At 64.8% G+C, this 20,557-nt stretch carries 20 protein-coding genes and 1 tRNA gene; 4 read left to right on the top strand and 17 right to left on the bottom strand.

Features of this window, described 5'->3' with window-relative positions; genetic code table 11:
* Positions 1-14: 14 nt before the first annotated feature.
* The 10 genes from GGD63_RS35790 to proB form a co-directional block, all read right to left on the bottom strand.
* Entirely contained in the window at positions 15-515 is a 501-nt protein-coding gene (locus GGD63_RS35790) for an RNA pyrophosphohydrolase (RefSeq protein ID WP_183249373.1), read from the bottom strand.
* Positions 516-693: 178 nt separating this feature from the next.
* Positions 694-1,200 carry an RNA pyrophosphohydrolase gene (locus GGD63_RS35785; RefSeq protein WP_183249371.1) on the bottom strand — a complete coding sequence of 169 codons (507 nt, stop codon included), beginning with the start codon at positions 1,198-1,200 and terminating at the stop codon, positions 694-696.
* Between the two features lie 74 nt (positions 1,201-1,274).
* Positions 1,275-2,486, bottom strand: coding sequence for a divergent polysaccharide deacetylase family protein (locus GGD63_RS35780; RefSeq protein ID WP_183249369.1), 1,212 nt, complete (start codon positions 2,484-2,486; stop codon positions 1,275-1,277).
* A 159-nt stretch (positions 2,487-2,645) separates the two neighbouring features.
* Positions 2,646-4,001 carry a S41 family peptidase gene (locus tag GGD63_RS35775; protein WP_183249367.1) on the bottom strand — a complete coding sequence of 452 codons (1,356 nt, stop codon included), beginning with the start codon at positions 3,999-4,001 and terminating at the stop codon, positions 2,646-2,648.
* A complete protein-coding gene (locus tag GGD63_RS35770; protein ID WP_183249365.1) occupies positions 3,998-5,359 on the bottom strand; it encodes a murein hydrolase activator EnvC in 1,362 nt (453 codons plus the stop codon). The genes GGD63_RS35775 and GGD63_RS35770 overlap by 4 nt, the downstream gene beginning before the upstream one ends.
* A gap of 33 nt (positions 5,360-5,392) precedes the next feature.
* The gene (rlmH, locus tag GGD63_RS35765) at positions 5,393-5,875 is read right to left on the bottom strand and encodes a 23S rRNA (pseudouridine(1915)-N(3))-methyltransferase RlmH (RefSeq protein WP_183249364.1); all 483 of its coding nucleotides are present in this window, start codon (positions 5,873-5,875) and stop codon (positions 5,393-5,395) included.
* Between the two features lie 97 nt (positions 5,876-5,972).
* Positions 5,973-6,329 carry a ribosome silencing factor gene (gene rsfS / locus GGD63_RS35760; RefSeq protein WP_018643875.1) on the bottom strand — a complete coding sequence of 119 codons (357 nt, stop codon included), beginning with the start codon at positions 6,327-6,329 and terminating at the stop codon, positions 5,973-5,975.
* 208 nt (positions 6,330-6,537) lie between these two features.
* Positions 6,538-7,182 (bottom strand): nicotinate-nucleotide adenylyltransferase, encoded by a 645-nt coding sequence (locus tag GGD63_RS35755; RefSeq protein ID WP_183249362.1) that lies wholly within the window; start codon positions 7,180-7,182, stop codon positions 6,538-6,540.
* A gap of 22 nt (positions 7,183-7,204) precedes the next feature.
* Positions 7,205-8,512: a glutamate-5-semialdehyde dehydrogenase gene (locus GGD63_RS35750; RefSeq protein WP_183249361.1), complete on the bottom strand. Its 1,308-nt coding sequence runs from the start codon at positions 8,510-8,512 to the stop codon at positions 7,205-7,207.
* A 206-nt stretch (positions 8,513-8,718) separates the two neighbouring features.
* The gene (gene proB / locus GGD63_RS35745) at positions 8,719-9,840 is read right to left on the bottom strand and encodes a glutamate 5-kinase (RefSeq protein WP_183249359.1); all 1,122 of its coding nucleotides are present in this window, start codon (positions 9,838-9,840) and stop codon (positions 8,719-8,721) included.
* Between the two features lie 182 nt (positions 9,841-10,022).
* On the opposite strand from proB, the gene GGD63_RS35740 reads away from it, so the two are divergent.
* Positions 10,023-10,988, top strand: a complete 966-nt coding sequence (locus GGD63_RS35740; RefSeq protein WP_183249357.1) for a Bug family tripartite tricarboxylate transporter substrate binding protein — start codon at positions 10,023-10,025, stop codon at positions 10,986-10,988.
* A gap of 195 nt (positions 10,989-11,183) precedes the next feature.
* On the opposite strand, the gene GGD63_RS35735 is transcribed toward GGD63_RS35740, so the two are convergent.
* The 3 genes from GGD63_RS35735 to GGD63_RS35725 form a co-directional block, all read right to left on the bottom strand.
* Positions 11,184-12,818: an alkaline phosphatase family protein gene (locus GGD63_RS35735; protein WP_183249355.1), complete on the bottom strand. Its 1,635-nt coding sequence runs from the start codon at positions 12,816-12,818 to the stop codon at positions 11,184-11,186.
* 246 nt (positions 12,819-13,064) lie between these two features.
* Entirely contained in the window at positions 13,065-14,105 is a 1,041-nt protein-coding gene (gene obgE, locus GGD63_RS35730; protein ID WP_183249354.1) for a GTPase ObgE, read from the bottom strand.
* Positions 14,106-14,190: 85 nt separating this feature from the next.
* Positions 14,191-14,673, bottom strand: coding sequence for a MaoC family dehydratase (locus tag GGD63_RS35725; RefSeq protein WP_183249352.1), 483 nt, complete (start codon positions 14,671-14,673; stop codon positions 14,191-14,193).
* Positions 14,674-14,927: 254 nt separating this feature from the next.
* Here GGD63_RS35725 and GGD63_RS35720 point away from each other — a divergent pair, with 254 nt between their 5' ends.
* Complete coding sequence (locus tag GGD63_RS35720; protein ID WP_183249350.1) at positions 14,928-15,842, top strand: DMT family transporter; 915 nt, start codon at positions 14,928-14,930, stop codon at positions 15,840-15,842.
* A gap of 215 nt (positions 15,843-16,057) precedes the next feature.
* Here GGD63_RS35720 and GGD63_RS35715 read toward each other — a convergent pair whose 3' ends face one another.
* The 3 genes from GGD63_RS35715 to rplU form a co-directional block, all read right to left on the bottom strand.
* On the bottom strand, positions 16,058-16,651 hold the full coding sequence (locus GGD63_RS35715; protein ID WP_183249348.1) for a GNAT family N-acetyltransferase: 594 nt from the start codon (positions 16,649-16,651) through the stop codon (positions 16,058-16,060).
* A gap of 150 nt (positions 16,652-16,801) precedes the next feature.
* On the bottom strand, positions 16,802-17,071 hold the full coding sequence (gene rpmA / locus GGD63_RS35710; protein ID WP_018643862.1) for a 50S ribosomal protein L27: 270 nt from the start codon (positions 17,069-17,071) through the stop codon (positions 16,802-16,804).
* A gap of 102 nt (positions 17,072-17,173) precedes the next feature.
* Entirely contained in the window at positions 17,174-17,560 is a 387-nt protein-coding gene (gene rplU, locus GGD63_RS35705; RefSeq protein ID WP_080137431.1) for a 50S ribosomal protein L21, read from the bottom strand.
* Positions 17,561-17,890: 330 nt separating this feature from the next.
* On the opposite strand from rplU, the gene GGD63_RS35700 reads away from it, so the two are divergent.
* Positions 17,891-19,015: an ROK family protein gene (locus GGD63_RS35700; RefSeq protein ID WP_183249345.1), complete on the top strand. Its 1,125-nt coding sequence runs from the start codon at positions 17,891-17,893 to the stop codon at positions 19,013-19,015.
* Between the two features lie 348 nt (positions 19,016-19,363).
* On the opposite strand, the gene GGD63_RS35695 is transcribed toward GGD63_RS35700, so the two are convergent.
* Positions 19,364-20,227: an alpha/beta fold hydrolase gene (locus GGD63_RS35695; RefSeq protein ID WP_183249343.1), complete on the bottom strand. Its 864-nt coding sequence runs from the start codon at positions 20,225-20,227 to the stop codon at positions 19,364-19,366.
* A gap of 137 nt (positions 20,228-20,364) precedes the next feature.
* Here GGD63_RS35695 and GGD63_RS35690 point away from each other — a divergent pair.
* Positions 20,365-20,454 (top strand) — tRNA-Ser (locus tag GGD63_RS35690).
* Positions 20,455-20,557: the final 103 nt, after the last annotated feature.

Here is a 20,557-nt window from a genome sequence, read left to right as displayed (position 1 = left end):
TTGTTTTCGCGGTTTTAATTTCCGAAGGCTGCAAACTGCTGCGCCACCGCCTGATAAACCTCGCGGCGGAACGGCACCACGAGGTCGGCGACGCGGTCGAGCCGCTCCCAGCGCCAGGCATCGAACTCGGCGGGCTGGCCGTTGCGCGGCGTCAGTGGATCGATCTCGTCGTCCTTGCCGGTGAAGCGCAGCGCGAACCATTTTTGCCGCTGCCCGCGAAATTTTGCGAGCCGATGCGTCTGCGGTCCGTCATAGGGCGGAAACTCGTAGGTGAGCCAGTCGGTCTCGCCGAGGAATTCGGCGCTGGTCACGCTGGTCTCCTCCCAGAGCTCGCGCACCGCCGCGTCGCGCAAATTCTCGCCCTCGTCGACGCCGCCCTGCGGCATCTGCCAGTCGAGGCCCGGCAGAATGATCTCGGGCCCGTCGCCCTTGAAGCGGTGCCCGATCAGGACATGGCCGTCTGCGTTGAACAGGGCGATGCCGACATTGGGGCGGTAGGGCTTTTCATTCGTCACGCGTAAATCTCTCATCGTCATTCCGGGTCGCGCAAGGCGCGAGCCCGGAATCCATAACCACAGGCCGTCGTTGGTTGAAAGGTCGTGGTTGCCATCTCCCGCCCAACGTCGCCCTGGGGTTATGGATCCCCGCCTTCGCGGGGATGACGACCGAGAGCGTGGCCACGGGGTACCTGAATCATTCATCCGCCAGCGACGAAAATTCCTTCACCACGCGCTCATAGACCGGGCGCTTGAACGGGATGATCAGCCCGGGGAGGTTCTTCATCGGCTCCCAGCGCCAGCTCACGAATTCGGCCTTGTGGCCACCGCCGCCGGGCTTCTCGACGTTGATCTCACTGTCCTTGCCGGTGAAGCGGACCGCGAACCATTTCTGGCGCTGGCCGCGATAGCGGCCCTTCCAGGCGCGGCCTGCGACCGTGCGCGGGATGTCGTAGATCAGCCAGTCCGGGACCTCGCCGAGCCGCTCGACCGAGCGCACGCTGGTCTCCTCATAGAGCTCCCGTTTGGCCGCGTCCCAGGTGTCCTCGCCGGGATCGACGCCGCCCTGCGGCATCTGCCAGACATGGGCGTCGTCGACGTGCTCGATGCCGCCGGCACGGCGGCCGATGAACACCAGTCCCTTCGTATTGATCAGCATCACACCAACACAGGTCCGGTAGGGCAGATCCTCGTAACGCGCCATTCCGCCAGACCTCTTGCCTGCACTTGGTGGGCATGCCGGTCCCGCGGGGACCCGTGCCGTACCAATTCGTTGATTTAGCTGGATTTTGATTTCAGCATCGCGGTTGTCAATGGCACCAAAAGGATACCTCGGTCGCCCAATGTCTTGGTCCAGGCACTGACGCGCTCGATCGAGACCGGCAGGGCCGAGGCGGTCCCGACGGCGACGCCGCGCTCGCGGGCGGTCGATTCGAGCTTGGTCAGGGCGCGGTCGATTTCGGTCGGGGTCGGCACCACGTCGATCGCGATGTCGCCCTTGCCGAACGGCATCGACGCGCTGCTTGCTGCCTGGGGCGCGATGCTGCGGGGCGAGGAGCCGTCGTCGAAGAAGCCGAGGCCGCGCTTGGCCGCCTCGCGGATGATTGGCTGCATCGCCGGCTCCGTCGCGATGAAGCGGGCACCCATGAAATTGGCGAGGCCGGCATAGCCCTGCATCCGGCTGAGGTGCCAGTACAGGCGGTCCATGTTCTGGTCGGGGCTGAGCGAGGTCAGCAGCGTCTGCGGCCCCGGATCGTTGTCCGGGAAGTCGTAGGGCTCCATCGGGATCTGCAGGAAGATCTCGTGGCGCTGGACGCGCGCCCGCTCGGCGAGCTTGCCGGGGTCGGCCCCGTAAGGCGTGAAGGCCAGAGTCACCGCCGGCGGCAGCTTCATGATCGCGTCGGTTGTCTTGGCGGCACCGACGCCGAGGCCGCCGATCACGATCGCGACCACCGGCATCCTGGCGGCCTTGGCGCGGTCGGCATCCCCGGCATAGACGTTGAACGGCTTCAGGTCGCCGGCGGCCACGGGAATCATGCCGTAGCGCGACTTCTCCAGCAGCTTTGGATCGATCCCGGCCATGACCGGCGGCGGGGCGGACGCCGCCTCGCCCTTGTCGGCGGCATCGCCAGCGCCGATGACCACGTCATGCCGCGTGCCGGTCGAGCCGTCGATCATGGTGACGGTCTTCTGCTCGCCGGGGGCGGCCTGCTTCGGCGCTTCCTTGGTGTCCTGCTTGCTCTCGTGCCTGGTTTCGGAAGCCGCCGGCTTCTCGTCCGTGACCTTGGGCTCGCGGATCGCGATCCGCGTCATCGGCTCGCCGCCGAGCGGGTCCCTGTTGAAGATGGCGAAGCCGGCAAAGGTAACCAGGAACAGGCCGAGCAGCACGGCCAGCAGCTGCATGGCGGTGAACGGCAGCCGCAGCCGGCGCTTGCGGCGCGGCTTGTCCTGTCCGAGCGGGGCGCTCAGATCATCGGCCGTCTCAGTCATGCGCGATCCCGAATCACTGATCCCGACGATACCACGGCGAGGTCAAGCGGCGGCAGGCCGGGATAGGCCGGGGACGACAGGAGTTCCAAGCAAAAAGGGCGGCTTCCGAGAGCCGCCCTTTTCGTGAGATCGCGCGTCGCGTCGACTTAGTTCGCCGACTTAGTTAGCAGCCTTGGGCTTGTCGGTCGCCGCCTTGTCGGCGCCCGGGGTGGGCGCGGCAGAGGCGCTGTTCTTGATGCCGTGGAGCAGGTCGTCGGCGAGCTTGAGCGCCTTGTCGTCCTTGGCGTCCGGCGGCACGTAGGACTGCGAGCCGGTCTTCTCGTCGCCGTCGTTCTTGAGATGGCCGCGCAGCGAAGCCTCGCCCTTGGTGTCGGTGCGCGACTTCAGCTCGTCCGGCACGTCCTGCAGCACCTCGATGTCGGGCACGATGCCCTTGGCCTGGATCGACTTGCCAGACGGCGTGTAGTAGCGCGCCGTGGTCAGGCGCAGTGCGCCGTTGCCCGAGCCGAGCGGGATGATGGTCTGCACCGAGCCCTTGCCGAACGAACGCGTGCCGACGATGGTCGCGCGCTTGTGGTCCTGCAGCGCGCCGGCGACGATCTCGGAGGCCGAGGCCGAGCCGCCGTTGACCAGCACGATGACCGGCTTGCCCTTGGTGAGGTCGCCGGCATGCGCAGTGCGGCGCTGCGTCTCCTCGGCGTTGCGGCCGCGGGTCGACACGATCTCGCCCTTCTCCAGGAACGAGTCGGACACGGTGACCGCTTCCTCGAGCAGGCCGCCCGGATTGTTGCGGAGGTCGATGATGTAGCCCTTCAGCTTGTCGCCGATCTGATTCGAGAGGTTGGTGACCTCGCGCTTCAGACCTTCGGTGGTTTGCTCGTTGAAGGTGGTGATGCGGATATAGGCGATGTCGTCGGCCTCGATGCGGGCGCGCACCGAGCGGACGCGGATGTTGTCGCGCACCAGCGTCACGTCGAGCGGATTGTCCTGACCCTTGCGGATGATCTTGAGCTTGATCTTGGTGTTGACCGGACCGCGCATCTTCTCGACCGCCTGGTTCAGGGTCAGGCCCTGCACCGCCTCGTCGTCGAGATTGGTGATGATGTCGTTGGCCATGATGCCGGCGCGCGAGGCGGGCGTGTCGTCGATCGGCGACACCACCTTGATCAGGCCGTCTTCCATGGTGACCTCGATGCCGAGGCCGCCGAACTCACCGCGGGTCTGCACCTGCATGTCGCGGAAGCTCTTCGCGTCCATGTAGCTCGAATGCGGATCGAGGCCGGTGAGCATGCCGCTGATGGCGGATTCGATCAGCTTGGTGTCGTCGGGCTTCTCGACATAGTCGGAGCGCACGCGCTCGAACACGTCGCCGAACAGATTGAGCTGGCGATAGGTGTCCGCGGTGGCGGCTCGCGCGCTGGAGCCCATGAACACCGCGCGCGGCTGGGTCACGAACAGCGTCAGCGCCGCACCGGTGGCCGCGCTGAGGAGGATTACTGAAGTCTTGCGCATCATCCGCGAACCTTCTCGCCTTCATTTGCGGCCCACCATGGGCCTGGATCGATTGGAGTGCCGTCTTTACGGAACTCGACATACAGCACAGGTTGACTCGCGTTCGTGGCGAGAATGGAGGCGACTTGAGATGTCGACCCCATGGTCGCGACTGGCTCCCCCGTGAGCACAAACTGTCCGATGTTGACCGAAATGCGCTCCATCCCGGCGATCAGGACATGATACCCGCCCCCGGCGTTGAGGATCAAGAGTTGTCCATAGCTGCGGAACGGGCCGGCATAGACCACCCAGCCATCGCACGGCGTCGTGACCTGGGAGCCGGGCTTGCTTGCCAGCGAAATGCCCTTCTGCACGCCGCCGACCCCATCGGAACCGCCAAAGTCCCTGATCTTGTTACCGTTAACCGGAAGCGGCAGGAGGCCCTTGGCCGAGGCGAAGGCGATCGCGGGGGTGGTCCGGGACCGGTCCTTGAAAGCGGCGGGGCCTGATTTGGCGCTGGCGGCCGCGTTTGCCGCTGCCAGTTTGGCCTCCTTGGCCTCGGCCTGCCTTGCGGCCTCGGCGGCTTTCTCGGCCGCCTTGGCGGCGCTTTGCAGGTCCTGCTCCATCTTGGTGATCAGTCCCTGGAGATCGCCGACCTGCCTTGAAAGCGCGATCGCGCGCGAGCTTTCGGCGTCGAGGTCTTTTTCGCGCGCGGACTGCTGGCGCTGCCGCTCGTCGATCAGGGCGGTGAGGCGGGTCTGGTCGCTCCGGACCTTGTCGCGGTCGGCGGCGAGCTGGTCGCGCTCGCTCGCGATGCTCTTGCGCAGGGCCACGAGCTCGCCGAGCTCGCCCACGATCTTCTCCGCGCGGCCGCGCAATTCCGGCACGACGGCACCGAGCAGCATCGCGGTGCGCAGCGATTGCAGCGCATCCTCGGGGCGCACCAGCAACGCCGGCGGCGTGCGCCGGCCGGCGCGCTGCAGCGCCGCCAGCACCTCGACGATGTCGGCGCGGCGCGAATCAAGCGAAGAGCGCATCTGCTGCTCGCGGCCGTTCAGCGTCTTCAGCCGCGCTTCGGCTTCGTCGATCTTGGTCTCGACGGCACGCACATTGGCGGCGGTGTCGATCAGCTGCTGATTGAGCTGGGTGCGATCCTGGCCGAGCGCGGTGATCTCGGCCTTCAGCTTGGCTTGCGCTTCCTCCGCGCTCTTCTGCCTCGCGCGCGCAGCTTCCAGCTCCTGCTCGCGCTGCTTGATGGCGTCGGGCGAGACGGCTGCGGTCTGGGGCGCCGGCGCTGCCGTCTGAGCTTGCGCGAGGCTTGTGCCTGCGAGGTTTGCGCCTGCGAGGCTTGCGATCAGCAGGTTGAGGACGGGCGCTCGCATCGCTTTAGGCAAAGGTGCTCGTTGTGGCGCGGGTCACGCGCGGTGATAGGGATGGCCGGCCAGGATGGTGGCGGCCCGATACAGCTGTTCCAGAAGCATGACGCGGACCATTTGGTGCGGCCAGGTCGCAGAGCCGAACGCGATCGCGAGCTTGGCCTTACGGCGCAATTCGGGCGAAAGTCCGTCCGCCCCTCCGATCATGAAGATAGTATGTCCGGCCCCCTCGTCGCGCCAGCGCCCGAGATGCCGTGCGAATACGGTGGAGTCGAGATTCTGGCCGCGCTCGTCCAGTGCCACCAGGATGGATTTGTCGGGGATATGCGCTGAGATCGCCGCGGCCTCCTCGGCCATCCGCGTCGCGGTGTCGCGTGCGCGGCTCTCGGGAATTTCGTGGATGCTGAGCTCGCGGAATCCAAGCTTGCGGCCGGCCTCGTCGAACCGCTGGAAATAACGGTCGGCAAGCTCCCGTTCGGGGCCCTGCTTCAGCCGGCCCACCGCAATGACAGCAACACGCATGATGGTTTCAGCGTCGTGTTTTCGAGGTCGCGCGCATAAGGCGCGCGCACGACGCTAGCATGCGCGTCAGCCGATTCGAAATCGGCTTCGTCAGCCTCTAGATCGCCTTCGCCGCCCCTGGGCCCTGCGTGTACAATCTCTCGAGATTGTAGAACTCACGGACCTCGGGTCTGAACACGTGCACGATCACATCGCCGGAATCGATCAGCACCCAGTCGCAATTGGGCAGGCCCTCGACATGGATGTTCTTGATGCCGGTTTCCTTGAGGCCCTTCGTCACGTTCTCCGCGATCGCACCGACGTGCCGGTTCACCCGGCCGGTCGTGACGATCATGTAGTCGGAGTATGCCGATTTGCCGCGAAGGTCGATGGTGACCGTCTCTTCCGCCTTCATATCCTCGAGGCGGGAGAGGATCAGGCTCAGCGTCTTGTCGGCGTCGGGTTGCGCCTTCAAGGCCGCAGCTTTGGTCGATGTTTTACGCGTAGGCTTAGCAACCTTGGGTAAAACAGACTTGGACAATACAGATGTGGCCAGGGACCATTCCTTTCACTGTATCGCGAGGACCGAATCCGGCGCTCACGGGTGACACTACATCATGTGGGGTTAAGGGTTTCAATATGCCAGAGAGCCCGATGTCCCCACGACGCCGGCACACTCCGTCTCACTTCGTACCTTTCCAGCTCCCGTCCGGGTTCCGCAGGCCGGTCGAGGACAGATTCAGCTTCAATCCGGTCAGGAACACCCAGGCCGGTGCCGGCTGGTCCGCAAGCAGCGCTGCCTTGCTCTCCGGCAGACGGTAACGAGATAGCGCTTGGGCGGCGGGCGAGGCGAGGGCGCGAAAACTCTGTGGTGGACGATCGATGACCGCCATCGGCACCTGGCCGGCGATGCGCCGCCAGTCCTGCCAACGGTGGAATTGAGCGAGGTTGTCGGCGCCCATGATCCAGACAAAGCGCAGGCCGGAGAAGCGGCGGCGCAAGGTGTTGATCGTGTCGATAGTGTAGCGGGTGCGAATGACGGATTCGAGACAGCTCACCTCGATGCGCGGATCATCGGCGACATCGCGCGCGGCCTGCATGCGCGCGCCGAGTTCATGCAGATTGCCGTTCTCCTTGAGCGGATTGCCGGGAGTAACCAGCCACCAGACGCGATCGAGCTGCAATCGCTTGAGCGCGAACTGGCTGATCGCGCGATGCGCCTGATGCGGCGGGTTGAACGAGCCGCCGAGCAGGCCGATGCGCATGCCCTCGGTGTGGGGCGGGACCGCTTGCGCCACAAAACGCGGCACGACGAATTTGTTGCTCAATGGCAGCGCCCCGCAACGTTGCTTACGGCCGCGTCTGCCCGGTGCCGTGAACGCGATATTTGAAGCTCGTGAGTTGCTCGGCGCCGACAGGGCCGCGGGCATGGAAACGACCGGTGGCGATGCCGATCTCGGCGCCGAAGCCGAACTCGCCGCCATCGGCAAACTGCGTCGAGGCGTTGTGCAGCACGATCGCGGAATCGACCTCGCTGAGGAATTTCTTCGCCGCACGCTCGTCCGCGCTCACGATCGCATCGGTGTGGTGCGAGCCATGATTCTGGATATGCGCGATCGCGCCGTCGACGCCGTCCACCACCTTCGCCGCGATGATCGCGTCGAGATATTCGGTGTCCCAATCCTCGTCACTTGCAGGCTTGACGCGTACATCGGTCCTCTGCACGGCATCGTCACCGCGCACTTCGCAGCCGGCCTCGATCAGCATCTCGACCAGCGGCTTCAGGTTCTTCGCAACAGCCGCGCGATCGACCAGCAGCGTCTCGGCGGCACCGCAGACGCCGGTGCGGCGCATCTTGGCGTTGAGCACGATCGACTTCGCCATGGCGAGGTCGGCGCTGGCATCGACATAGACGTGGTTGACGCCTTCGAGATGCGCGAACACAGGCACGCGCGCCTCCTGCTCGACGCGGGCGACGAGGCTCTTGCCCCCGCGCGGCACGATCACGTCGATGGCGCCGTTCAATCCCGACAGCATCATGCCGACCGCCGCGCGGTCGCGCGTCGGCACCAGCGTGATCGCAGCTTCAGGCAGGCCGGCTTCGCGCAGGCCCTGTACCAGGCAATCATGGATGGCGCGGCACGAGCGAAAACTGTCCGAGCCGCCGCGCAGGATCACGGCATTGCCCGACTTCAGGCACAGCACGCCGGCATCCGCCGCAACGTTCGGCCGACTCTCGAAGATCACGCCGACGACGCCGAGCGGCACGCGCACGCGCTCGATGGTCATGCCGTTCGGCCGCTGCCAGCTCTCGGTGACGACACCAACGGGATCGGCGATGCCGCGCACGATGCCGATGCCTTCGGCCATCGCTTCGACCCGCGCCGGCGTTAGCGTCAGGCGGTCGATGAAGGAGGAGGTCATGTTGCCGGAGGCGCGGGCCTCCGCGACGTCCTCGGCATTGGCGGCAAGAATCGCGGCCGCGTTGGCGCGGATCGCCCGCTCCATGGCCTCGAGCGCCCGGTTCTTCTGCTCCGGCGGCGCCAGCGCCAGCACGCGCGCGGCGGCGCGGGCACGGGTGGCGAGATCGGACATCAGGGCCAAGAGATCGCTAGTCCGATCGGCATTGCCATCAACGGCTTTGAGGGGGGCGGCCATGGGGGTCAACCTTCTGCTAAGGCGGTGTCCTAGCACGGAAATCCCGCTTTTGCGAAGGGCAGTGAGGGTATGGCAGGGGCCCGGCGGGCACCGGCCGGCTAGGTCAGTCCCCCGTCATTCCGGGGCGGTGCGCGAGCACCGAACCCGGAATCTCGAGATTCCGGGTCTGGTCCTTCGGACCATCCCGGAATGACGGAGCAAAGGGGTTACCCGCCCACCACCAGATCGTCGCGGTGGATCATCTCGGAGCGGCCGCTGATGCCGAGAATGGTCATTACGTCCGGGGAGGAGCGGCCCTTGATCCGTTCGGCGACCTCGGCGTCATAGGCGATCAGGCCGCGGCCGACCTCGCTAAAGTCGGGGCCGCGCACGATCACGGCATCGCCGCGGGCGAACTGGCCCTCGACCTTGATCACGCCGGCCGGCAGCAGGCTGGCGCCGGCGCGCAGCGCGGTCACGGCGCCGGCGTCGATCGTCAGCGTGCCCTTCGGCTCCAGCGTGCCCGCAATCCAGCGCTTGCGCGAGGTGATGGGATTGGCGGGCGTCAGGAACCAGGTGCAGCGGCCGCCATCGGCGATCGCTTGCAGGGGATGCTCGATCTTGCCGGAGGCGATCAGCATGTGGGTGCCGCCGGTGGTGGCGATCTTGGCCGCCTCGACCTTGGTGCGCATGCCGCCGCGCGACAGCTCGGACTCGGCATCGCCAGCCACAGCCTCGATCTCCGAGGAGATGCTGTCGACGACGGGAATGAGCTTTGCGTTCGGGTTGTTCTTCGGCGGGGCGTCGTAGAGACCGTCGATGTCGGACAGCAGCACCAGCAGATCGGCGCTCGCCATGGTGGCGACGCGCGCGGCGAGGCGATCATTGTCGCCGTAGCGGATCTCGTTGGTGGCGACCGTGTCGTTCTCGTTGATCACGGGGATCGCGCGCCACTCCAAAAGCTTGCCGATGGTGGAGCGGGCATTGAGATAGCGGCGGCGCTCCTCGGTGTCCTGGAGCGTCACCAGAATCTGGCCGGCATCGATGCCATGGGCGCCGAGCACCTCCGACCAGATCCGCGCCAGTGCGATCTGGCCGACCGCGGCCGCGGCCTGGCTCTCTTCCAGCTTCAACGGACCGCGCGGCAATTTGAGCCGGCTGCGGCCGAGCGCGATCGAGCCGGAGGAAACGACGAGGACGTCGCGCCCTTCCTTGTGCAGCTTGGCCATGTCGTCGGCGAGCGCGGCGAGCCAGGACGCCCGCACCTCGCCCTTGTCGGAATCGACCAGCAGCGCTGAGCCGACCTTGACGACGATGCGGCGGAATTGACTGAGTTCGGGGCTGGCCATGGCGCGCTTGGACGATCTGCTCTGCATTGGAGACGGCGGAGCGAGAGGCGGCGCCGGTGAGGCCAGCTTTTGCAGCAGGACGATGGCCAGCGCAAGGCGGCCTGAATGGTAAACGGCACTTGTCCGGGACGCCTGTCTGGCTCTAATTGCCGGCAACGATAAAGGGCTGAAAGAGGAAACGTATGGATCGCCGCAATTTCATGGCTGGATGTCTCGGCCTGCCGCTGCTGGCGCAGGCGGACGGGGCGCACGCGCAGGCCGGGCTGACGAAAATCATCTTCCCGTTCGCAGCCGGAGCCGGTGGCGACACGCTGTGCCGGCTGATCGCGCAGGAGATCGCGCCGGTGCTGCAACGGACCATGGTGGTCGAAAACCGCACCGGCGCCGACGGCCTGATCGGCATCAAGGCGGTGAAGGGCGGCAGCACCGACGGCAGCATGGTGCTGGTAACGACAGGTCCCACCATGTACCTGCTGCCGATGGTGGAGACGACACCGAGCTTCGACACGGCCAAGGACTTCGTGCCGGTGTCGCTGCTGGCGCGGTTCGAATTCGCGGTCGTGATCGGCCCGGCGATCGATGCCGCCGATTTCAAGGGATTTGTCGCCTGGCTGAAGGCGCATCCCGACAAGACCTCGTTCGGCGTGCCGAGCAACGGGACGATCCCCCATTTCATGGGCTCCAGGCTCGAGAAGGACCTCGGCATTCCCTTGAGCCGCGTGCCCTATCGCGGCAGCAGACCCATTCTCAACGACCTCATTGGCGGCCATGTCTCGTTCGGGATCGTGACGCTGGCGGACGCGCTGCCGCAGCATCGCGCCAAGGGCGTGAAGATCATTGCGGTGTCGAGCGCGGAGCGTTCGCCCTTCGCGCCGGAGGTTCCCACGCTGAAGGAGAGCGGCATCGATCTCGTTGCCGACGCCTGGTACGGCATGTGGCTTCCCGCCGGCAGCCCGCCGGAATTCGCCGGCAAGCTCGGCGCGGCTGCAAGCGCGGTACTCGCCAAGCCGGAGGTGAAGGAGAAGCTCACGGCGATCGGATTGATCCCGGTCGGGAGCGATGCGGAAGGACTGTCGAAAGAACTCGCCGCGAATACGGCGTTCTGGCAGCCGATCGTGAAGGCGACGGGCTACAAGATCGAGAATTGAGGCAAGCTGCCTCTTCTCCCTCTCCCCGTTCTTACGGGGCCGGGACGAACTTCGTTCGCTCTGAGAGGGTTGGGGTGAGGGGCTGCCTCCGCAAAAGCGCTGGCAGTTGGACTCGCGGAGAGTCCCCCTCACCCGGATCGCATCTGGCGATGCGATCCGGCCTCTCCCCGCAGGCGGGGAGAGGCGAAGACAAGCTCACATCTTCGCCCGTTGCGCGATGCCGTCCTTGATCGCGGTGAACTCTTTCTCGTCCCAGATGCCGATCAAGACCCCGCCCTTCACCTGCAGTTGGTTGTCGGCATAGGCCGCGATCTTCTCGCGCGGCGTCGTGATGTGGTCGTTGGGATGCAGCGCCCAGTCGAACAGCTCGGCCTGCAACCGCGCGATGACGCCGGCGCAATCAGGGTCGTCGCCGCGATCGACATATTCCTGCGGATCGGTTTCGAGATCGTACAGCATCGGACGGAAGCCGGAGGCGTGAATATATTTCCAGCGGCCGTCGAACACCATGAACAGGCGGCAGCGCTCGATCGGCTGGTTCAGCTTCAGCCGCACGTCCTGCATGGCGTAGTCGTATTCGGAGAATGCGACCTTGCGCCAATCGGGCGGGGTCGGGCCGCGCAGCAGCGGCAGCAGCGAGCGTCCTTCGAGGATATGGCCCGGCACCTTGCCGCCGAAATAGTCGACGAAGGTCGGTGCGAGATCGATGCCTTCCACCAGCGCGTCGCTGCGCGTGCCACGCGAGGCGTCGGCCTCCTTCGAGGGATCGATGATGATCAGCGGGATCTTTGCCGACTGTTCGTGGAACAGATCCTTCTCGCCCATCCAATGATCGCCGAGATAATCGCCGTGATCGGAGGTGAACACGATCATGGTGGTCTCCGGGAGATCGCGCTCCTCCAGGAATTTCATCAGCACGCCCATCTGATCGTCGATCTGGGTGATCAGGCCCATATAGGTCGGGATCACCTTCTCGCGGGCATCGTCGCGCGCCATGTTTTTGGAATAGCGCATGTCCATGTAAGCGCCAAACACCGGATGCGGGCTCGAGCGCTCGCGCTCGGAGCGGATCGCCGGGATCATGTCATCCGTCGAATACATGCTGGCGTAGGGCTCCGGCGCGATATAGGGCCAGTGCGGCTTGATGTAGGACAGATGCAGGCACCACGGCCGGCCGTCGGTCTCGGCCTCGCTGATGAAGTCCATCGCGCGCCGCGTCATGTAGGGCGTCTCGGAATGCTCCTCCGGCACGCGCGCGGCCTTGTCGGCGTGCACTAGCAGCCAGCCGTTCTGCAGCGAACCATCCTCGGCCGCGCCGGAATTGGCCCAGTGCTCCCAGGGATTGGTGGCTTCAAAGCCCTTCTGGCGCAGATACTCGTCGTATTTCGGGCGCGGCCGTCCGGTCGGATGCAGGCCGTCATCGCGCTCGTAAGGCTCGAAGCCGCATTCGGCGACATGCACGCCGATGATCGATTCCGGCGGGATGCCGAGCGCCTTCATGCCTTCGAGATCGGGCGCCATGTGGGTCTTGCCGACCAGCACGTTGCGCACGCCGATCTTGTTCAGGTGATCGCCGAGCGTGGGCTCGCCGACACGCAACGGCCAGCCGTTCCAGTGCGAGCCGTGCGAGCGCATGTAGCGCCCGGTGTAGAACGACATACGCGACGGGCCGCAGATCGGTGACTGTACATACGCCTTGGTAAAGAGCACGCCGCGCTTCGCCAAGGCGTCGATGTTGGGCGTCTTCAGCGTGGGGTGGCCGGTGCAGCCGAGATAATCATAGCGAAGCTGGTCGCACATGATCCAGAGAACGTTTTTCGCACACGCCATGGGTTTATCTCTGCCGTTTCTTGAGCGTTTGATGCTGCGATATTCGTACTACGATGACAACCTCTCCCATGGTGATGCGCGAGCCGTTGCCGCACATTCGGTGTCGTCCCGGCGAAGGCCGGGACCCATAGCCCCAGGGAGCAGTTTGGCGAAGATTGGTCGTGCGCGGTACTCCTACCTACGCGTCACCGATGGATCACGCGGTATGGGTCCCGGCCTTCGCCGGGACGACCATGAGGAGACAGTTTAGGCCGACCATGGCTCCGCTTCCGCCGCGCTCTTCGCTTTCGCAGAGACCGGGCTCTCGCCGATGACATCGGCCAATGCGCGCAACGCTTCCTTCACGCCCTGGCCGGTCGCGCCGGAGAGCAGCAGCGGCGTCTTCTTGGCAGCGCGCTTCAGGCGGTCCTTCTGCTTCTTGAGCTCGTCCGGCTCGACCGCGTCGATCTTGTTCAACGCGACGATCTCGATCTTGTCGGTGAGCTGCCCGCCATAGGCATCGAGCTCCTTGCGCACCGTCTTGTAGGCCTTGCCGGCATGCTCGCTTGTTGCGTCGACGAGATGCAGCAGCACGCGGCAGCGCTCGACATGGCCGAGGAAGCGATCGCCGAGACCGGTGCCTTCATGCGCGCCCTCGATCAGGCCGGGAATGTCCGCCAGCACGAATTCGCGGCCGTCGGCGTTCACGACGCCGAGCTGCGGATGCAGCGTGGTGAAGGGATAGTCGGCGATCTTGGGCCGCGCCGCGCTGACCTTGGACAGGAACGTCGACTTGCCGGCATTGGGCATGCCGACGAGCCCAGCATCCGCGATCAGTTTCAGCCGTAGCCAGATCCAGCGCTCCTCGCCGGGCTGGCCGGGATTGGCGTTGCGCGGCGCGCGGTTGGTCGACGACTTGAAATGCGCATTGCCGAAGCCGCCATTGCCGCCCTCGGCCAGCACGAATTTTTCGCCGAGCTTGGTGAAGTCGTGGATCAGCGTCTCGCGGTCCTCGTCGAAGATCTGCGTGCCCACGGGGACCTTCAGCACGATGTTCTTGCCGTTGGCGCCGTGGCGGTCCGAGCCCATGCCGTTCTCGCCCTTCTGGGCCTTGAAATGCTGCTGGTAGCGGTAGTCGATCAGCGTGTTCAGCCCGTCGGCGACCTCGATGATGACATTGCCGCCGCGGCCGCCATTGCCGCCGGAGGGACCGCCGAATTCGATGAACTTCTCGCGGCGGAACGCCACGCAGCCGTTCCCGCCGTCACCGGAGCGGATATAGACCTTTGCTTCGTCGAGGAATTTCATGGGCCATAGGTAGGCCAGCCGGCCCCCTCCGGCAACCCGAATTGGCCCGTGAATCGGCCGAATTTTAAGCGATTTCCGTCCTTGCTTAACCTGTCGGCCGGCGCCGGATCAGGAATTTCTGCGTGCCCTCCAGCACCAGCTCCTTGCGCTGGTTGAAGACGGTACTCCGAAGCGTCACCACGCCGGTGGTGCGTCCCGGCACCAGCTCGGTGACCTCGAGCGCCGGATAGATCGTGTCGTCGGCGAACACCGGCTTGAGGAACCGGCTCGATTGCTCGAGGAAGCCGACCAGGGAGTCCTCGACCATGAACGGAAACAGGCCGGCGCCGGGCGCGGTGTGGATCAGGGTCTGGAAGCCGTGGGCGAGAAGATGCGGCATGCCGCGGCTGCGGCAATATTCCACGTCGTAGTGCACGGGATGGGTGTCGCCGCTCGCGGTCTGGAATGCGGCGAACACCGCCGAGGTCTGGGTGCGGCTTGGCAGCACGAAACGCTCGCCGACGACGAAATCCTCAAACCAGCGTTGCGTGGGGATCATGCGATGCTGGGTCGGATCGAAATCGGTCATGTCACAGCTCTTTTCTCGGTGCGGCCTCTATCGCTACCGCGATGCGAAGAGTGCGACAATCCGTTCAATTCGGCGTGCCGGGCTTGTCCCGCGCGTCCGCGCCATTAAAACGGCCGCAAGCGACTCTTTGGTCGCTGTTCTTGGCGCTCTCTCCCCGTCATCGCGAGCGCAGCGAAGCAATCCAGACTGTTGCCGCGGAAAGACTCTGGATTGCTTCGCTGCGCTCGCAATGACGAGCTCTCACAGTCCGATCAATGCCCTTCTTCAAGAATCTCTCCGCCTATGACGATCGCTCCGCGCGCCTTGCCGGCATCGCGCTGATGGTGCTGTCGATCTTCATGTTCTCGTTCGGCGACGCCATGGGCAAATTCCTGGTCGGGACCTATTCGGTGGGGCAGCTGCTGTTCCTGCGCGCCTGCGCGGCGCTGCTCTTGCTGTCGCCGCTGATCTGGAAGCAGCGCCATCAGTTCGTGCATCTGGAGCGGCCGGGCCTGCAGCTGTTTCGCGTCGTGCTCTCGACGCTCGAGGTCGCCGCCTTCTTTCTCGCCACGGTCTATCTGCCGCTCGCCGACGTCATCACCTATTATCTCGCCGGTCCCATCTTCGTCACCGCGATGTCGGCGATCTTTCTGGGCGAGAAGGTCGGCTGGCGGCGCTGGACCGCGATCCTGATCGGCTTCTGCGGCGTCTTGATCGCACTACGGCCGTCGGCCCAGACCGTCAGCCTGCCGGCGCTGATCGCGCTCGGCGGCAGTCTCTCCTTCGCAACCCTGATGCTGATCACGCGCAGCCTGCGCAAGACGCCCGACATCGTGATGGCGTCCTCGCAGTTCATCGGCACGTTCTCGCTGGGGGCGGTGCTGTCGGCATTCCACTGGGTGCCGCCGACCGCGGGCAGCCTCGTGATCTTCGCGATGGCCGGGCTCATCTCGGTGACCGCGCTGTTCTGTGTCAACCGCTCGCTCAAACTGGCGCCGGCCAGCGTCGTGGTGCCGTATCAATATTCGATGATCGTCTGGGCCGTGATCTTCGGCTTCGTCGTGTTCGGCGATGTCCCCTCGATCGCGACCATCGTCGGCGCTGCGATCATCATCGGCGCCGGGTTCTACATCTATCTGCGTGAGCGCGATCTGGGGCGACAGAGCGCGGAAGTGAATCCGCCGGCTTGAACTCTTCTGCCGTCGTCCCGGACAGGCGTAGCTCCCGACAACGCGGAGCGTTGTCGGGAGCGGAGCGCAGATCCGGGACCCATACCCCCAGGGAGAAGTTTTACGAAGACTCGGAGTGGGAGTCTTCGCGCCACGCGCATTCGTGGTTATGCGTCCCGGCCCCCGTGCGCAATTGCGCACTAGGCCGGGACGACAGCTGTGTATGTGGCTCTCGCCTACCTCACCCGTCGCGCACTGCTCCAGCTCTTCAGCGACGCCCACACGCCGCGGGAGAGGCGGAAGCAGTCGACCGGCGTCGAGGAGCCCAGCGCCAGGAAGCGGTGCAGCTGGACGCCGCTCCACTGGAAGCCGCACTTTTCCAGCACCTTGCGCGAGGCCGGGTTGGTGACGCGCGCGCCGGCATGGAGATGGTTGTCCTCGTACTCCTCGAAGAAGAAGTCGATCGCGCCGCGCGCAGCTTCCGTGGCGAAGCCCTGGCCCCAATGCTCGACACCAAGCCAGTAGCCGAGCTCGGCATTGCCGGGCTTGGAGCAGTCGATCCCGACCATGCCGACGGGACCGCTGTCGTGCTCGATCAGGAACACGGTCTCGCTGCCGAGCTCGGCGGTGGCGCGGATGAACTCGACAGCGTGGTCCTGCGAATAGGGATGCGGCAGGCGGCGCGTGTTCTCGGCGATGCGGCGGTCGTTGGCGAGCCGGGCGATGGTCCTGACGTCTGCAAGGGTCGGCCGCCGCAACGTCAGCCGCTCGGTGGCGACGACACCGGGTCTCGCCTCCTGCAAGGTCACGCTCGAGAAATCCTGCAACATGTCCGGCTCCGTGAAAGTCACTAAGTCAAAGTGAGCAAGTCAAACAAAAGGGGAGGCCGGTTTCCCGCCTCCCCTGGAGCCTTCGATCTCTTGATCTCTAGGACTCCGCCGGTTTGGTAGGACCCGGCGGACTCCAATTTGATCCACCGTCTATTCAGCCGCCTCTGCGATCGGGAGTACCGATACGAAGGTGCGGCCGTTGGCTTTGGCCTGGAACGCAACACGACCTTCGACCTTGGCAAACAAAGTGTGGTCCGTGCCCATGCCGACATTAAGGCCGGGGTGCCAGGTGGTGCCGCGCTGACGCGCAATGATGTTGCCGGGAGTGACGATCTCCCCGCCGAACGCCTTGATGCCGAGGCGCTTGCCCTTCGAATCGCGTCCGTTACGCGATGAACCGCCTGCTTTTTTGTGAGCCATGGCTCGTCTCCGAAATCCTGCGTATTTCTAGATCAATTCCTTGACGGAATCATTTCACGATTTCTCACGCATCAATTCGTGAATTGGCGTGATCACATCTCGTTATTCGGCGGCTTCCTTTGCGGACTCCTTGGCCACCTTCTCCTTCTTCGGACGCGGGCCCTTGGTGGGCTTGGCGCCGTCAGTCAGGATCTCGGTGACGCGCAGCACCGTGATCTCGTCGCGGTAGCCGCGCTTGCGGCGCGAGTTCTTGCGGCGGCGCTTCTTGAAGGCGATGACCTTCGGGCCGCGCTTGTGGTCGAGCACCTCGACCGCAACGGACGCGCCTGCGACCGTCGGAACGCCCAGCACCGGCGTGTCGCCGCCGACCACCAGGACTTCATTCAACTGCACGATCGTGCCGACTTCGCCGGCGATCTTGCCTACTTCGAGAACATCATCCGGCACGACGCGGTATTGCTTGCCGCCGGTTTTGATGACTGCGAACATCGTTCTTTCTCCGTGTTCAATCCCGGCCTCGGGACGAGCATTGTCCGGGTCGGCTTTTTGTCAGTCGCTATGGGTTTATGTGCGTTTTGCGTGGGTGGGAGTTATCCCTTTGAAAACCCACACAAAAACATGCGGCGCGAGAAACGCCCCGCGCCGGGTGTGGGACTTATAGCGGCCATCCGCCGCAAGTCAAGGAAAACCACCGAAAACGGCCCGGATTTGAAGGATTTGGCTGCGCTGGCGGCCGTCAGCCGAATCTCGGCCGGCCTTGCAACAAACCGGTTCCCCCGCCGTTAGTCCGCCGGAACAGGTAGGCGGGCAAGGGCTCCCATGGCAACAGACGAGTTGGTCAAGACGACGGGCATCGCCCAGCACGGGGCGAGCCGCCTGCCGTCGGTCGATGTCGACAGCTTCAACATCGAGATCAAGGACGACGATGGCTTCCTCGGCGACCGCGCCAGCAAGGGTGCGTTTCGCGAGATTCTCGAAGAGTGGCGCAAGCCGCTGCGCAAGAGCGGCGAGGATCCGTTCGGCGACGAGCCATCCGACAAGATCAGCAAGAAGGCCCTTGATGCGGTTCTGGTCGGCGACAATACGGAGGCTACGGCCGTCGTGCACAGCGCGATCGAGGATTTCGCCCAGGAGCTCGCCTACGTCACGCGGCGGTTCCTCAAGACCAAGGCCTGGGCCAAGACCGAGTGCATCGTGGTCGGTGGCGGCTTTCGCGCCAGCCGGCTCGGCGAAGTCGCCATTGCCCGGGCCGAGATTATTCTGAAATCCGAAGGCTTCAAGGTCGACCTGGTGCCGATCCGCTTCGATCCGGATGATGCCGGCTTGATCGGAGCCCTGCATCTCGCGCCGTCCTGGATTTTCGAGGCCTATGACAGCATCCTCGCGGTCGATATCGGCGGGACCAACATCCGCTGCGGTATCGTCGAGACGCGTTGGAAGAAGGCGCCCGACCTGTCCAAGGCCGTCGTGTTCAAATCCGATTTGTGGCGCCATGCCGATGATGAGCCGAGCCGCGAAGCCGCGGTAAAGCGACTGGTCAAGATGCTGGAAGGCCTGATCGAGGACGCCGAAGCCGAGGGCTTCAAGCTCGCGCCCTTCATCGGCATCGCCTGTCCCGGCGTGATCAACGCGGACGGCTCGATCGAGAAGGGCGCGCAGAACCTGCCGGGCAATTGGGAGAGCAGCAAGTTCAACCTGCCGGCGAGCTTGATCGAGGGCATCCCCGAGATCGGCGGGCACGACACCGCGATCGTGATGCACAATGACGGCGTGGTTCAGGGCCTCTCCGAGGTGCCGTTCATGCAGGATGTCGAGCGCTGGGGCGTGCTCACCATCGGCACCGGGCTCGGCAATGCGCGCTTCACCAACCGCCGCAACGGCAAGGTCCGGGACTCTACGGAGAACGGGAAGAAAAAAGGCAAAGACAACAACAAGAACGACTAGCTGGGCGTTTTCAAGCGAAGTGGACACCGGTTCGCGTCAAGAAAACGCGCAAAACAAGAATCTGGAGCCCCGTTCCGGTTTCACCGGAACGGAAGCGGCTCCAGAGTAACCTTGACTGGTTAGGTTAAGGACCGGATTGCGTTGCGGGGCGTGGGCTGCACGCTAGGGTCGAATCGTCGCTTCACCTGGCCGGCGAAGCCGCCCTTCACGGCCAGCATTTCAATGAGCGGCACGGGACCGCCAGTGTTTACCGCGTCTGGCGGTCCCACCCCGTTTTTCCAAAGCGTTTTCGAGCGAAGTGGACACCGGTTCGCGTAAAGAAAACGCGTCAAAATAAGAATCTCATTCTCAGCTCCAGCCGACGCGCTGAAAGAACGCCGCGATCTCCGCCGCCGCGCGATCCGGATCCTCCCGATGCGGGAAGTGGCCGACGCCGGGAAACATCGCAAGATCGAGCGCGCTGAAGGTCTCGCCGAGCCGATCGGTCCACGGATAGGGAAACAGCGGATCGTGCTCGGCCCAGCGCACGCAGGTCGGCACATCGATCGGCGGAAGCGGCAGCGCTTCGCCCTTCATCATCGCGACCCGCCCGGCATGCGATGCCCGGTAATGCGCAAACCCGCCGGCGAGATTGCCTTTCTTGAAGAAATTGTCGGCGAAGGCGTCGAGGACGTCGTCGAACGCGTTCTTGCGATGCGCCCAGCCCTTGAGGAAGTGGCCGATATAGAGCCGGCAGCTCTCGCGGCTCGCCCCGACCAGGCTAGGTGCCATCTCCATCTGGTGGAAGGACTGGTACCAGATGTGGTTGAGCCGATCAGGCGCTGCCATGCGCGCCCCGATCCCGGGATAGACGAAATCGAAGAAGAACAGGCCCGCGAGCCGCTCCGCCGCCTGCCGCGCCAGCGGCTGCATCACGGCACCGCCGACATCGTGCCCGACCAGGCCGAATCGGTCGATGCCGAGCCCGTCCATCAGCGCCAGCATGTCGGCCGCATGGCCGTCCGGCCCAAAAGGCCCGTCCGGCTTGTCGCTGTCGCCGAAACCGCGCAGGTCAGGCGCGATCAGGGTGAAGCGGTCGGCCAGGCGGGCCATCACCGGCTCCCAGGTCAGCCAGAATTCCGGCCATCCATGCAGCAAAAGCAGCGGTTTGCCCCGTCCGGTGCGGACCAGGTGGAAATCGGCGCCGTTGGCCGTGACCGTGAGATGCTCCATGGCAGTTCCTTCCCAAAGGGCGGGGCGAGGGGTGAAAGAGGCAGCGGATTTTCCCCTTTCGCGCCTTGTCTGGCCCGCCATCCTCGCCTATTAACGCCCCCAACCACAGGGGCCGCTGCTCCTATATGGCGCCTTCAGGAGAGGTGGCAGAGTGGTTGAATGCACCGCACTCGAAATGCGGCATAGGTGCAAGCCTATCGGGGGTTCGAATCCCTCCCTCTCCGCCAATTAACTCCTGTCCGGCCCGGAGACATGGGTAACGAAACGTACCTAAGAGATGGGTGACAACCTCGTGCCGATCGGGTTGTCGCGGGGTTTCAAAGTCGTCTG

The organism is Bradyrhizobium sp. cir1 (genome assembly GCF_014198245.1).
Lineage (GTDB): Bacteria > Pseudomonadota > Alphaproteobacteria > Rhizobiales > Xanthobacteraceae > Bradyrhizobium.
The sequence above is the reverse complement of the archived record's forward strand: the minus strand, read 5'-3'. Positions and strand labels throughout refer to the sequence as shown.

Bases quoted from the DNA above. Each gene is read 5' to 3' on its own strand.
- GGD63_RS35770 (WP_183249365.1), bottom strand. From the start codon at position 5,359: ATGCGAGCGCCCGTCCTCAACCTGCTGATCGCAAGCCTCGCAGGCGCA.
- GGD63_RS35775 (WP_183249367.1), bottom strand. From the start codon at position 4,001: ATGATGCGCAAGACTTCAGTAATCCTCCTCAGCGCGGCCACCGGTGCG.
- GGD63_RS35750 (WP_183249361.1), bottom strand. From the start codon at position 8,512: ATGGCCGCCCCCCTCAAAGCCGTTGATGGCAATGCCGATCGGACTAGC.
- GGD63_RS35735 (WP_183249355.1), bottom strand. From the start codon at position 12,818: ATGGCGTGTGCGAAAAACGTTCTCTGGATCATGTGCGACCAGCTTCGC.
- GGD63_RS35720 (WP_183249350.1), top strand. From the start codon at position 14,928: ATGCCCTTCTTCAAGAATCTCTCCGCCTATGACGATCGCTCCGCGCGC.
- rlmH (WP_183249364.1), bottom strand. From the start codon at position 5,875: ATGCGTGTTGCTGTCATTGCGGTGGGCCGGCTGAAGCAGGGCCCCGAA.
- GGD63_RS35695 (WP_183249343.1), bottom strand. From the start codon at position 20,227: ATGGAGCATCTCACGGTCACGGCCAACGGCGCCGATTTCCACCTGGTC.
- GGD63_RS35785 (WP_183249371.1), bottom strand. From the start codon at position 1,200: ATGGCGCGTTACGAGGATCTGCCCTACCGGACCTGTGTTGGTGTGATG.
- GGD63_RS35725 (WP_183249352.1), bottom strand. From the start codon at position 14,673: ATGACCGATTTCGATCCGACCCAGCATCGCATGATCCCCACGCAACGC.
- GGD63_RS35700 (WP_183249345.1), top strand. From the start codon at position 17,891: ATGGCAACAGACGAGTTGGTCAAGACGACGGGCATCGCCCAGCACGGG.
- GGD63_RS35715 (WP_183249348.1), bottom strand. From the start codon at position 16,651: ATGTTGCAGGATTTCTCGAGCGTGACCTTGCAGGAGGCGAGACCCGGT.
- obgE (WP_183249354.1), bottom strand. From the start codon at position 14,105: ATGAAATTCCTCGACGAAGCAAAGGTCTATATCCGCTCCGGTGACGGC.
- proB (WP_183249359.1), bottom strand. From the start codon at position 9,840: ATGGCCAGCCCCGAACTCAGTCAATTCCGCCGCATCGTCGTCAAGGTC.
- GGD63_RS35780 (WP_183249369.1), bottom strand. From the start codon at position 2,486: ATGACTGAGACGGCCGATGATCTGAGCGCCCCGCTCGGACAGGACAAG.
- GGD63_RS35740 (WP_183249357.1), top strand. From the start codon at position 10,023: ATGGATCGCCGCAATTTCATGGCTGGATGTCTCGGCCTGCCGCTGCTG.
- rpmA (WP_018643862.1), bottom strand. From the start codon at position 17,071: ATGGCTCACAAAAAAGCAGGCGGTTCATCGCGTAACGGACGCGATTCG.
- rplU (WP_080137431.1), bottom strand. From the start codon at position 17,560: ATGTTCGCAGTCATCAAAACCGGCGGCAAGCAATACCGCGTCGTGCCG.